Source organism: Actinoallomurus acanthiterrae (assembly GCF_054775715.1).
On record NZ_BAAHCO010000001.1, the window covers coordinates 2,721,418 to 2,733,772 of the forward strand.

The window sequence follows — 12,355 nt, forward strand, 5'->3', positions numbered from 1 at the left end:
AGGTCACGGCCGAGTCCGTACGGTGGCCTCAGTGAATCCGCGAACGATGTGTCCGGGTCGCGCTCCCGGCTCCGACGTCCCGGGTGAGAGGCACCGGAACGGGTGCCGGCGGAGAGGAGAGATCGTGAAGTACATGATCTTGATCTACGGATCACAGCGGGACTACGACGCCATCGGCGGGACGTCGGGCGACCGGCCGGCCTGGTCGCCGGAGGACGCCGCGGCGCTGCACGCGTTCATGGGGAAGTGGAACAACGACCTCGTCGAGTCCGGAGAGTTCGTCGACGCCCAGGGCCTGACCGCCCCGGTGCACGCCCGGAGGGTCAGCCTCCGGGACGGCGTCCCCGTGGTCACCGACGGGCCGTACGCCGAGACCCAGGAGGTCCTCGCCGGGTACACGATCGTCGACTGCGCGAGCTTCGACCGGGCGACCGAGATCGCCGCCCGCCTGGCGGACACCCCCCATCCGAAGGACGCCGTCCTCGACAACGAGTGGCACGTGGACATCCGGCCGATCGCCGGCTCGGCGGCGGAGCTGGACCTGTGAGCCCATGACCGAGGGCACCGAGGACCTGATGCGCGGGCTGGCGCCGCAGGTCCTCGGCGCGGTCGTCCGCCGCTACGGCCATTTCGACGCGGCCGAGGACGCCGTGCAGGAGGCGCTCCTCGCCGCCTCCGCCCAGTGGGCGAAGGACGGTCTCCCCGACGACCCGCGGGCGTGGCTGATCACCGTCGCCTCGCGCCGGCTGACCGACCTCCTGCGCGGCGAACAGGCGCGACGCCGCCGCGAGGACCTCGTCGCCCGCTCCATCCCGCCCGATCGGTGGCTCGCGCCCGCCGCGGACCGGCCCGCCGACGCGGACGACACGCTCATCCTGCTGTTCCTGTGCTGCCACCCCGCGCTGTCGCCCGCCTCGCAGATCGCGCTCACGCTGCGGGCGGTCGGCGGCCTGAGCACCGTGGAGATCGCCCGCGCGTTCCTCGTACCGGAGGCGACCATGACCCGGCGCATCACCCGGGCCAAGCAGCGCATCAGGGACAGCGGCCTCCCGTTCGCGCCGCCGAGCGCCGCCGACCGCGCCGACCGGCTGGGCGCCGTCCTGCACGTCCTCTATCTCGTCTTCACCGAGGGCTACGCCGTCACCGCGGGCCCGGACCTGCAGCGGGCCGACCTGGCGGCCGAGGCGATCCGGCTCACCCGCCTCGTCCACCGGCTGCTGCCCGGCGACGGCGAGGTGACGGGCCTGCTCGCGCTCATGCTGCTCACCGACGCGCGCCGCGCCGCGCGTACCGGACCGGACGGCGCGTTGATCCCCATGGCCGAACAGGACCGCACGCTCTGGAACGCCGGCCTCATCGCCGAAGGCGTCGCGCTCATCACCCGGGCGCTCTCCGACGGACCGCCCGGCCCGTACCAGCTCCAGGCGGCGATCGCCGCGCTGCACGACGAGGCACCGGACGCCGAGACGACCGACTGGCCGCAGATCCTCGCGCTATACGAACTGCTGCTGCGGATCCGCGACAACCCGGTCGTGCGGCTGAACCACGTCGTCGCCGTCGCCATGGCCCGCGGCCCACGAGAGGCCCTCGACCTGCTCGCCCGGCTGGAACAGGAGGACCGGCTCCCGGCGGACCATCGCCCGACCGCGGTCCGCGCGCACCTGCTGGAGATGGCCGGACGGCCCGCGGAGGCCCGTACGGCCTACGCGGCGGCGGCCCGGCGCGCGACCAGCCTTCCCCAGCGGCGTTACCTGAACGCCCGCGCCGCCCGTCTCACCGACGACCGGTGACGCGTCCCCGGCCGTACGGTCGGCCGCGGCCGCGTCAGCGCGGTCGGCGGCGGGTCTTGCGGTGGATCGTCCCGCCAGGGGCGTACCAGCCCGCCTTCTTCCGTACGGCCGGAGACGCGTCTCCGTCGCGCGAACGCACCAGCGCCGCCTCCGCGTCGGCACTGCCATGCGCGAACCGAGGCTCGCGGAGCCGAGTCTCACCGGTTCACAGGGCCTCGCCAACCGATTTTCCCGGCCGCGCGGCGGCGCCCGGTGCCGGAGCGCCGCCGAGGTGCTCGGAGATGGACTTGGTCGTGGTCACGAGGAGCCCGCCGATCTCGGCGACGCGGTCGAGCGTGACGCGTGAGGCCGGGCCGGAGACACTGATCGCCGTAGTGACGGCGCCACGGTGGTCGAAGATCGGTGCGGCGACGCACCGGATCCCTTCTTCGTTCTCCACATCGTCGATGGCATAGCCGTGTCGCCGTACCGTCTCGAGTTCGGCGCGCAGCCGCTCGGGGCCGGTGATGGTGTTCGGGGTGCGCGCCGGCATGCCCTCCGCGACGACCTTGGCGAAGACCTCGTCGGTGGAGTGCGCGAGGAAGACCTTGCCGGTGGCGGTGCAGTAGGCGGGTTGCCGGCTGCCGATGCGCGAATGCATCCGTACGGGCTTCGGGCTCTCGACCTTGTCGATGTAGACGATCTCCGGCGGGTCGAAGGTGAGCAGGTGGACCGTCTCGCCGATCCGCTCGGCGAGCTCGTGAAGGAAAGGGGCGGCCGCCCTTCGGATGTCGAGCCGTTCCAGATAGAGCTGGCCGAGCAGGGCGTTCTGCGGCCCGAGATGGTAGCGGCCGCTCTCGGGGTCCTGATCCACCATGCGTACGTCCCGCAACGGCGCGATCAGCCGGAGGACGGTGCTCTTGCTCAGCCGGAGACCGGTCGCGAGCTCGGCCAGCGTGGTGCCAGGCGGATGCCCGTGGTCCTCCGCCAGGAACAGCAGGATGGCCAACGCCCGCCGGAGCGACGACGAGGAGTTGCGCCGAGAGCCGGTCGTGTCGCCACCGTCGGCCGGGGTGCCGGGATCGGGCACGCGCTACGTCCCTTCGTCGGGGGATGGGCCTTCGGAGGCTATCGCGCAGCAGCCTGCCATACGGCAATGCCGTATAGCAAGATCATGTTTTGCATAGCAAATCGTTACAACGGGTTAACGAGACCTCATTGACGTGGGAGCTGAGGGCTCGTTAGCTTGTCGGCACCAAAATACGAAATAGCGTTTTGCATTGCAGAACATACTCATCCTCGGTCATCGGCGCCGTGGCCTCTGCCGATCACGCCGCCTCCCTCCGCACCACACATCCGCATCACCCCCCGAAGGGATCCCGTCATGGGATGTCACTCCCGTATTCGCCGACTGGCCGCTCTGTCCGCGGGCAGCATCGCCATCGGCTCGCTGGCCGCCTGCTCCTCTGGCTCAGGAGCGGCCTCCGCTCAGCGTGACTCCACGCTGCAGAAGGTCATCCGCGCGGGCACGCTCAACGTCGCCAGCTGCCTGACCTTCCCCCCGTTCGGATCGAAGGACCAGTCCGGCCGGCCGCAGGGGTTCGACGTCGACGTGGCCGGTGCCATGGCCAAGGCGCTCGGCGTCAAGCTGAAGGTCATCGACACGACCTCCGCCAACCGCATCCCGAACCTGCAGACCAACAAGGTGGACGCGGTCGTCTGCAACTTCACCATCACCCCGGAGCGGGCCAAGCAGATCGCGTTCACCGACCCCTACGTCGTCGCCGGCGAGGTGCTGCTCGTCAAGAAGTCGAGCAACATCTCCGGGCTGAAGGACCTGTCCGGAAAGACCGTCGCCGTCACGAAGGGATCCACCGACGGCGACGCGGTGAAGAAGGGCAACCCTCAGGCGAAGATCCAGGAGTACGACACGTCGTCCGCCGGGGTGCTCGCAGTCAAGCAGGGGCAGGCGGACGCGATGGTCGAGGACTCGAACTTCCTCAACTACCAGGCGAAGCTCGACCCTTCGCTGAAAGTGACGCGTACGTCCGTCGTTCCGCTGGAGTACAACGGCATCGGCGTACGGGCCGGCGACCCCACGTGGCTGCAGTGGGTCAACACCTGGCTGCGCGACTTCAACACCTCCGGCGAGGGCGACGCCCTGTACAAGAAGTGGTTCGGCGTCGATCGCGTCTTCAAGCTCAACCCGTCCTACTGAGCCCTGGCGGCGGCGTCGGCCGCCGCCACTGGAGGAGATCGATGTTCGCCGACTGGACTTATGCCCTCCGGGACTGGCCCACGTATCTCACGGCGGCCTGGCTGTCGTTGAAGATCTCGCTGGCCGCCTTCGTCCTCGCCTTCCTCCTCGGCATGCTCGGTGCTTTCGCACGCAGGTCGCGGTACGCGCTGCCGCGCGTGATCGCAGCCGCGTACGTCGAGGTCATTCGTAACACGCCGGTTCTGCTGCAGATGTTCGTCGCGTACTTCGCGCTGCCGTCCGCGGGGCTGAAGATCAGCCCGGTGCAGGCGGGCATCGCCGCCCTCGGCATCAACGTCGGCGCCTACCTGACCGAGATCTTCCGCGCGGGCATCCAGGCCGTCCCGAGCGGCCAGCGCGAAGCGGCCCGGGTGCTGGCGCTGAGTCCGTTCCAGACCTTCACGCGTGTCGTCTTCCCCCAGGCGCTGCGCAACGTCTACCCGGCGGTCGTCAACCAGCTGATCCAGATCATCCTGGGGTCGTCGCTGCTTTCGGCGATCTCGGTTCCCGAGCTCACCGGAACGGCCACCGTCATCAACTCCCGCAATCTCCTCACCGTCCAGGTGTTCGCCATCGCGGCGGCCCTCTACCTGATCCTGACCAACCTGGTCTCCCTGCTGGCCGCGGTCGTCGGCCGAGTCGCGTTCAAACCGCCGCTGCGGTCGGTGACCACCGGCCGGGCGGCCCGACAGGGCCTCCTGCGCGCGATCCGCCGGGGCTCGCTCGCACGCAGGGAGGCGTGATGGGCTTGACGGTCATCTGGTCCAACCACACCCCCTTGGTCGAAGGGCTGTGGGCGACGGTCGTGCTGTCCGTGGCGGCCATCGTCACCGGCACAATCCTCGGCCTGCTCATCGCCGTCGTACGGACCGGTCGCATCCCGGTCCTGGCCCAGCTGGGCCGCTGCTACCTCGAGATCTTCCGCGGGACACCGCTGCTGGTCCAGATGCTGTTCATCTACTTCGGCGCGGCGTACCTCAACATCGCGGGCATCTCGATCTTCGGCGCGGCGTTGCTCGCCCTCACCCTCTTCGAGGGGGCGTACATCGCGGAGATATTCAGGGCCGGCATCGAGGCGATTCCCCGGGGCCAGTGGGAGGCGTCGCGGATCCTGGGGCTCTCACGCGCCCAGACGTTCCGTTCGGTGATCCTTCCGCAGACGAGGGCGATCGTGTTGCCCCCGCTGGTCGGCCAGTACCTCTCGTTGGTGAAGGACACGTCGATCGCCGTCGTCATCGGCTACGCGGAACTGCTCCGGGAGGGACAGTCGGTCATCGACCGAGTCGGTCACCCCGGCGAGGTGTACCTCACCCTCGCCGCCCTCTACTTCGTCATCTGTTATCCGCTGTCACTGGCCGTCCGGCGGATGGAAAGAAAGGCAGTGACCACCTGATGACCGATTCGGATCGTGGCCGGACCACCACCGCGCAGATCACCCTGACCGGCGTTCACAAGCGCTTCGGCTCGCTGGAGGTGCTCAAGGGCGTCGACATCGAGGTCGGCGCGGGAGAAGTGGTCGTCCTCATCGGCGCGAGCGGCTCCGGCAAGAGCACCCTGCTGCGGATCATGTGCGACCTTGAGCGTGCCGACGACGGCGAGGTCTGGGTCAACGGCGTGCCCCTCCATGTCCGGAAGCGCGCGCCCGAGATCCTCGGGCACGTCGGCATGGTGTTCCAGCAGTTCAACCTCTTTCCGCACCGGACCGCGCTCGGCAATGTGACCCTCGCTCTCACGAAGGTTCGCAAGATGCCCCGGGCCAAGGCCGAGGATCGCGCACGGGAGGTCCTGGCCCGGGTCGGGCTCGCCGACAAGACCGACGCCTATCCGATCCAGCTCTCCGGCGGCCAGCAGCAGCGCGTCGCCATCGCCAGGGCGCTCGCCATGGACCCGGCGATCATGTTCTTCGACGAGCCGACCTCCGCCCTCGATCCCGAACTCGTCGGCGAGGTCACCGGCGTCATGCGGTCACTCGCCGAAGACGGCATGACGATGGTGGTCGTCACCCACGAGATGCGGTTCGCCCGCGACACCGCCGACCGGGTGGTCTTCATGGACGGCGGCGTGGTCCTCGAACAGGGGACGCCCGACCGTGTCTTCGCCAATCCCGTCGAAGCCCGCACCCAGCAGTTCCTGAAACGTGTCTTGGACACGTAACGCCGCGCCATCGGCGAGGGCGACCGCCCCGGTCCCGCCTGCACACGAACGGCCCTCGGCTCCATCGGCGACCAGGACGGATGCGTGATCCGGCGGCGGTTCGTTACGCGAGTCCAGCGACGGCACTACAAGACCGCGCCGCAGGGCTGCACCTGCGCTGCCGGCGTCAAGGGCCGCTGGCGGGGCGTCTGTTGTGCCTGCTTATCTACACAACGCAAAGCCCTGCACCGTAGCCTGTCGTTTGCGGACTTCAGGAGGTGCAGGGCTTGTGTCTGACGCTAACACGACACCAGACCCCGACGAGGGCATCGGCCGTCGAATTGCCCGGAAACGTAGCTCCCGCGGTCTGACACAGCAGGGTCTCGCCGACCGCGCGTTCGTCAGCCGGAGTTTGATCCAACAGGTCGAGACCGGCCGGAAGCCGGCGACCCCCTCACTCGTCGCGGCGGTAGCCTCGGCGCTTCACATCGATCCGGTCACGCTGTACGGACAGCCGTACCGAGGGTCCACGATGCGGAAGGATCGCGTCCACGCGGCGATCCCCGACATCCGCAAGGCGCTGACGTACGTCGATCTGGCCCCGACCCTCGACACACCACCTCGACCGCTCGCTGAGCTGGCTAAGGCAGTCACCGAGGCCAAGCGGCTGCAGCAGCAGGCCCGTCACGTACAGCTCGGCGCGCGGCTGCCCGCGCTGATCGACGAGCTGACCGTGCACGCCCACGACACCGACTCGCTTCGTGCCTGGCGGCTGCTCAACCAGACACACAGCCTCGCCAACTCGCTCTCGCGCCGCCTCGGATACACCGACCTCGCGCAACTGGCGATGGAGCGTGCGGCGCGGTCCGCCGATCGGTCCGACGATCCGAACCTCCCGCAGCTCGTCACCCTGTCACGCGCTTTGCTGCTCCTGACGATCGGCGCGTGGGACCCTGCGCTCACACTGCTCGACCGCGCTGCCGGTCACGTCGAGCAGGATCGCCCGGAGTCGGTCACGGTGTTCGGCGCCCTGCATCTGCGCGCCGCGATCGTCGCCGCACGCGCCGGCCGGGAAACGGAGGCGTGGGAGCACCACGGCATTGCCGACGACGCGGCCCGGCGCATCGGCTCGCGCGTACGTGACGAATACGGGGTCCAGCTCACGGCCCCGAACGTGGACATTCACGGGGTGGCCGTCGCAGTCGAGCTCACGGACTTCGACGAGGCGATCCGGCGGGACTCCCGCCTATCGCTGCCATCCTCTCTGCCGGCGGAGCGGCGCGCTCACCATGAGATCGACGTGAGCCGTGCTCTCGTCTCGACCGGCCAGTACGACCGCGCACTCCGTCGTATCCAGTCCGCCGAGAAGACGGCGCCCCAGATGACCTGGTACCACCCCATGGCCCGCGAAACGGTCGGCCGCCTAGTCGACCACTATCGGGCGCTACCCGAACCACTACGCGCGATTCAGGAGCATATGTCGCTGTCCTGAGCAGCCCGTCAAGGACTCCGATGCGCACAACCCGTGCGCATTGTTGACCTCCCGCCTACCTAGCGTGACCTGTCGTTACCGGACCACGCGGACGCTAGGAGGCATCAGGTGCACGCACAGGACACGAATCCCTCACCACCGGTCGACACCGTCAGGGGCCTGGTGCTCAAGCTCGCGCCGCTGCTGCTGCGCGACGGCTTAAACGTCGCCGTCCGCCGAGACGGCGTCGTCGAGGTACGGAACCCCGGCGACACACGAATGACGCAACCGATCGTCGTACGCGAACACCAGGGCGTGCTCTGGTGGTGGTGGGTCTGGTCTGGGCCGACCCGTGACGCGCCGCCCGAGTACGAGCCGATGGTGGCCGTCGAGGACGTCGAGGACGTCGAGGAGGCGGCCCGGCGTCTGGCGAACGTCCTGCACGTCGCCGAGCCTGCCGGGGCCGAGCAGTGATCGCGGGCATCCGGCGTCTCGTCGGCATTGAACCGGCCGATCCGGTGCATCCTCCCTTTCGGCGCGTGGTCGTCGCCGACCCGAGCCCCCAGGATCTGGCCGCGGTTCAGGCGGCCTGCGGCGGCTGGGCGGTGATGTGGTCGCGCTGGCGGCGCGCGTACACCGCGTTCGCCACATTCACCACGGGCCCGCTCATCATCGACGAGCCGGACCCCGCGCGCCTGCTGCAACGGTGCCGGGAAGTCCGGAACGCCGTGGCACACGGTCAGGCGGTGATCGCATGAGCCTCGGTGATCAGATCGGCGACTTCCGGCGCCTGCTCGATGAGGTGTCCGTCGTTGGGCGGCCGAACCGTCAGGCGCAGCTCGCCGCCCTCGAGCGCCTCATCCACCTCTTCCCCGACGAGGCCCGGCCGATCCTCGCCCGACTCGACGCCGGGGCGTAAACGTGGGCGCGCTCTCGACGAAGCGGATCCGGCCCGACAACCGGATAGCTGAGCGCGCCCACCACACCCCGTACGGCCGTCGCAGCCCCCTGACGACGGCCGTACGGGCCAGACGGGCCGCCGGGTCGAGCGCGAGTCGACGACCGGGGAAGCTTGCGCTCACCGGCGGCCCACCCTGAGACGTCCAGGCACACCATCGCGACCGCTGGGCGTGCCGGGGCAGGAGACCGCCGGGCGCGGGGCCTGGGAATCCCGCCCGGCGGTCCCCAAGATCGCGGCATGGCGCACAACTGTGTCCAGGCCGCTGCTGTTCCGCGGAGCACCGCGGCAACGACGATGACGAGGCCGACCGGACGGTCCCGTCATCAGCAGAGCACGGCCGGGCGCCGTGCGAATCCGTCCGAAGGAGGGATCAGATGACCGTCACCGCACCCGAGATGAGCGCGACGTCTCTGTTGGAGGTGTTCCAGGCACCTGCCGACCCGACGCCGCAGACCGATCACCTGTTCACCGGCACGAGGCACCACATCGTCCAGACTCCACCGGTGCGCAACGACTACAAGAAGACTGCGGGCAGCTCCGACGGGGCCAAGACCTACGACACGACGGCCAAGTGACCTGCCGAATCCACCCATCGGACGGGACCCGGCCGCCGGCCGGGTCCCGTTCCGCCTACAGGGACGAAAGGGAACAAGCTGTGCTGACCTTGCAGATCAATCCCGAACGACTCGGGACGGGTCCTTCACCGGCATGGAGGTGGAACGGGGCCTCGTACGTCACCAGCGACGGCAGCCGGGTGACGCCGTTCGCGCACCAGATGGTCGAGCAGACCGCCGCCACCGACGGCACCCGCACCGTGATCATCGTCCGGGAACGCGTCCCCCGGCGGCCGGGCGCGGCCCCGGTGCCCGTGTCGGTCACGCCGGGGGAGCTGGACGTGATCATCGCCCAGGCCCGGCGCTGGCCGGTCGACCATCTGCTGATCGAGACCGCCGCGCATTGGCCGGTTCGGATCACCGCCGGGGGTGTGCGGTCCGCCCCGTTGTTCCTGGCTCACTCCGACGGGGTCCTGTACGGGTCCTGGGACCTCGCCGATCTCAAACGGTTCGCCGGCGACATCAACCCCAAAGAGGCAACCCGCCTGCTGATCTACCGGCCGCGCTACAGCACCGACACCGCCTTCGCCGGCATCCGGCGGTTGACCGAGCGTGCCACCGCGGTCTTCGGCGGAGACCTCGTCATCCGCTATCCCGACCCGGTTCTGCACGCCCAGCCCCGCGACCTGGTCGAGGGCGCCGATGTGTTAGCGGCCTTCACCGCCGGGATAGACACCGCGCTGGACGCCCGGCCGATCGACCCCGGCGCCACGCTCTGTCACCTGACCGGGGGCCTGGACTCCGGTTCGATCGCCACCCGTGCGGCTCGCCGGTGGCCTGGGCGGATCAACACCGCGACGCTGATCGTCATCGGTCCGGGCCGCCGGCAGCAGATCCGCCGCCGGGCCGAAATCCGCGACCGGCTTCCCTTCGGACCATACGACCTGCAACTGGACACCCGCGATCGGCTGATGTTCGGACCAGCCTGCCCACGGGTCCGCGGCGAGCTGGTCAGCCCCTACGACGAACCGCTGTATGAGCATTTCACCGAGCTCAACACCCTGATCGCCGCAGTGGACGCGCACACGGTGATCACCGGCCTGGGCGGGGATGAGATGGTCGCCGTCGGATCGGCGGAATCGGCCGAGGCCGCCGCCGACAAGGCCGACAACTTCGACCTGCCATGGCTCGGGCCGCGGGCACGCGCCGCGATCGAGTACGGAGACGACGGCATCGCGCCGCCCGCGATGGCCGGCGGGATCACGCTCCTCGCGGCCGAGTGCGTCGCGCCGCCACTGCTGCGCGCCGGGCTGTGGCCGGTGCATCCGTTCACTCACCGGGCGCTGATCGAACTCGGCGACCAGCTCCCGTTCTTCTGGCGCGACCTCAAGAAGCTCCAGCGCGATCACCTGGCAACCTTCGGGCTCAGCCACGACGCCTGCAACCCCAAGGAACGCGAGAGTTTCGCCGAACTCGTCGAAAAATCGCTCCGGGTGAACGGGCTGCCTCTGCTGCGGCGCATCCTGACGGAAGGGTCACCGCTGATTGAGGCCGGGCTCCTCGACCCCGACGGCCTTAAGGGCCTCGTCAGCGAGCTGGAAGACGATGGGATCTACCGCGAGGAGTACCACTCCAAGCTGGTCGAGGTCATCACCCTCGATCAGGCCATCAGAGCGTTCCTGACCTGACGCCGGTCTCGGCCCCGAACCAGGGCGACAGATCAAGCCGCTCGGCTCGTCGCGCCATCATGTACAGCCGGGCGTGTGTCCGCTGCTCGGTACGCACCAGCTCGAATCCCTGCGTCTCGTTGTAGCGGGCCACGCCCAGGAAGTGGCAGTGCCTTCGTACCCACGGCAGCCCGAGCCGGGCGGCGCGATCGACCGCCCACCAGGCCATCGCTGTGCCCGGCTTCCGGCCCCGGAACGCCGGGTCGGTGATCGAACCCGACAGGTACAGGGCCGTCTCGGCTCGCTCGGCAGCCGTCCACCCCCACGGCGGGCCCTGGTCCTGTATCACCATCTGACCGACGACGCCGTGTTCGTCGTCGACCAGCACCCACACGTCTCCGTCCGGGTTGTCGCACTGGGCGACCAGGTCATCCACCGCGTCCCACCAGCTCGGCAGGCCCTTCCGTTCCATCCAGGCACATCGGGCCTGCGCCATATCGAGGACCTGGGCCTTGTCGGCAGTGGTGGCAAGACGCATCTGCATCATCAGCCCATTGTGTTCCATCACCTCCGCCGTACGCGGCCTAATGGACTAGACCCTGGCGGCGGTTGATGGCCCGGCCCGACTCATACTTGCGGCACGTCATCGACGACGGCACCAGGCGCTGACCGGACACGACGAAGCGCGCTCTTTCAGGGAGGAAGCGCAGCTCAGGATCATTTTCGGGACATGCCGAAGATGGTCACCATCGGCTCGGCCGCTTGACCAAACGTCACTTCAGGACTCACCGAAGTGACGGAGGGGGAACCGCATCACGTAGGCGAGACGGCCCCCGGTCCCGACGTTGTCGTCGGGAGCGGGGGCCGTTCGTTACGTGAGGACCGTCAGCGCGCGCGGCGGGGGCCGCGAATCTTACGGTGGGCGCCCTTCGGCTTCTCGGCGGCCTTGACGCCCTTGATGATGTTCGCCTTGCCGAGCCGCAACTGCGTCAGCAGCAGCCCCAGCGCCACCAGCAGCGCGGCGAGCCAGGCCGCCTGCGTGCTGGCCAGCTTGTCGAACGTCAGCTCGTCCGGCCCGTCGGCGGCGTTCTGCAGCGACTGCGAGTTGCCGGCGTTCTGCGCCAGCGGCGCCGTCGCCGGATCCTGCGCCTGAGTGTTGTTCTGGCCCGGGATGTTCGGCAGCGTCGGGTTGTTCCCCGCGGCGACCGACGGCGAGGCGTTCGCGCCGTTCGTCGTCCCAGTGCCGGAGTTGAGGTTCCCAGTCGGCGTCGACGTCCCCGACCCGGTCCCGCTCCCAGACCCCGACCCGGACCCACTGCCCGACCCTGATCCGGACCCACTGGAGTGCGAGGGCTTCGGCGTCGACGACTTGGACGGCTTGGGCGTCGGCGTCGATGTCGGCGCCGTCACCGTCATGCGGGCACCATCAGACCCGTCGGTAGCGCCGTTGGCTGTGGCGGATGCGGTGATGTAGACCTTGCCGCTCTTGAGCTTCGGGGGAATGGTGATGTGGATTCCGGTCAGCTTGCCGGTACTCCCGATA

Annotated in this window: 15 protein-coding genes; 12 read left to right on the top strand and 3 right to left on the bottom strand. The window is 69.2% G+C overall.

Features of this window, described 5'->3' with window-relative positions; genetic code table 11:
• Positions 1-133: 133 nt before the first annotated feature.
• Positions 134-547: a YciI family protein gene (locus tag ACYVF7_RS13225; RefSeq protein WP_460357887.1), complete on the top strand. Its 414-nt coding sequence runs from the start codon at positions 134-136 to the stop codon at positions 545-547.
• A 4-nt stretch (positions 548-551) separates the two neighbouring features.
• Positions 552-1,790 carry an RNA polymerase sigma factor gene (locus ACYVF7_RS13230; RefSeq protein ID WP_460339318.1) on the top strand — a complete coding sequence of 413 codons (1,239 nt, stop codon included), beginning with the start codon at positions 552-554 and terminating at the stop codon, positions 1,788-1,790.
• A 205-nt stretch (positions 1,791-1,995) separates the two neighbouring features.
• Here the strand turns inward: ACYVF7_RS13230 and ACYVF7_RS13235 are convergent, their stop codons facing one another.
• The gene (locus tag ACYVF7_RS13235; protein ID WP_460339320.1) at positions 1,996-2,859 is read right to left on the bottom strand and encodes an IclR family transcriptional regulator; all 864 of its coding nucleotides are present in this window, start codon (positions 2,857-2,859) and stop codon (positions 1,996-1,998) included.
• A gap of 294 nt (positions 2,860-3,153) precedes the next feature.
• Here ACYVF7_RS13235 and ACYVF7_RS13240 point away from each other — a divergent pair, with 294 nt between their 5' ends.
• The 10 genes from ACYVF7_RS13240 (at position 3,154) to ACYVF7_RS13285 (ending at position 10,833) form a co-directional block, all read left to right on the top strand.
• Positions 3,154-3,987, top strand: coding sequence for an ABC transporter substrate-binding protein (locus tag ACYVF7_RS13240; protein ID WP_460339321.1), 834 nt, complete (start codon positions 3,154-3,156; stop codon positions 3,985-3,987).
• Positions 3,988-4,028: 41 nt separating this feature from the next.
• Positions 4,029-4,769, top strand: a complete 741-nt coding sequence (locus ACYVF7_RS13245) for an amino acid ABC transporter permease (RefSeq protein WP_460339322.1) — start codon at positions 4,029-4,031, stop codon at positions 4,767-4,769.
• Positions 4,769-5,419, top strand: a complete 651-nt coding sequence (locus ACYVF7_RS13250; RefSeq protein WP_460339324.1) for an amino acid ABC transporter permease — start codon at positions 4,769-4,771, stop codon at positions 5,417-5,419. The genes ACYVF7_RS13245 and ACYVF7_RS13250 overlap by 1 nt, the downstream gene beginning before the upstream one ends.
• A complete protein-coding gene (locus tag ACYVF7_RS13255) occupies positions 5,419-6,180 on the top strand; it encodes an amino acid ABC transporter ATP-binding protein (RefSeq protein WP_460339326.1) in 762 nt (253 codons plus the stop codon). The genes ACYVF7_RS13250 and ACYVF7_RS13255 overlap by 1 nt, the downstream gene beginning before the upstream one ends.
• A gap of 268 nt (positions 6,181-6,448) precedes the next feature.
• Positions 6,449-7,651 (top strand): helix-turn-helix domain-containing protein, encoded by a 1,203-nt coding sequence (locus tag ACYVF7_RS13260; protein ID WP_460339328.1) that lies wholly within the window; start codon positions 6,449-6,451, stop codon positions 7,649-7,651.
• Positions 7,652-7,759: 108 nt separating this feature from the next.
• Entirely contained in the window at positions 7,760-8,104 is a 345-nt protein-coding gene (locus ACYVF7_RS13265) for a hypothetical protein (RefSeq protein WP_460339330.1), read from the top strand.
• Complete coding sequence (locus ACYVF7_RS13270; RefSeq protein WP_460339331.1) at positions 8,101-8,388, top strand: hypothetical protein; 288 nt, start codon at positions 8,101-8,103, stop codon at positions 8,386-8,388. The genes ACYVF7_RS13265 and ACYVF7_RS13270 overlap by 4 nt, the downstream gene beginning before the upstream one ends.
• Positions 8,385-8,549 carry a hypothetical protein gene (locus ACYVF7_RS13275; protein WP_460339333.1) on the top strand — a complete coding sequence of 55 codons (165 nt, stop codon included), beginning with the start codon at positions 8,385-8,387 and terminating at the stop codon, positions 8,547-8,549. Before ACYVF7_RS13270 ends, ACYVF7_RS13275 begins: the two co-directional genes overlap by 4 nt.
• A 416-nt stretch (positions 8,550-8,965) precedes the next feature.
• Positions 8,966-9,166 carry a hypothetical protein gene (locus ACYVF7_RS13280; RefSeq protein WP_460339335.1) on the top strand — a complete coding sequence of 67 codons (201 nt, stop codon included), beginning with the start codon at positions 8,966-8,968 and terminating at the stop codon, positions 9,164-9,166.
• 80 nt (positions 9,167-9,246) lie between these two features.
• Positions 9,247-10,833: an asparagine synthase gene (locus ACYVF7_RS13285; protein WP_460339337.1), complete on the top strand. Its 1,587-nt coding sequence runs from the start codon at positions 9,247-9,249 to the stop codon at positions 10,831-10,833.
• On the opposite strand, the gene ACYVF7_RS13290 is transcribed toward ACYVF7_RS13285, so the two are convergent.
• Positions 10,814-11,359, bottom strand: a complete 546-nt coding sequence (locus ACYVF7_RS13290; protein WP_460339338.1) for a GNAT family N-acetyltransferase — start codon at positions 11,357-11,359, stop codon at positions 10,814-10,816. The two genes, ACYVF7_RS13285 and ACYVF7_RS13290, sit on opposite strands and share 20 nt — an antisense overlap.
• 338 nt (positions 11,360-11,697) lie before the next feature.
• A complete protein-coding gene (locus tag ACYVF7_RS13295; RefSeq protein ID WP_460339340.1) occupies positions 11,698-12,228 on the bottom strand; it encodes a hypothetical protein in 531 nt (176 codons plus the stop codon).
• Positions 12,229-12,355: the final 127 nt, after the last annotated feature.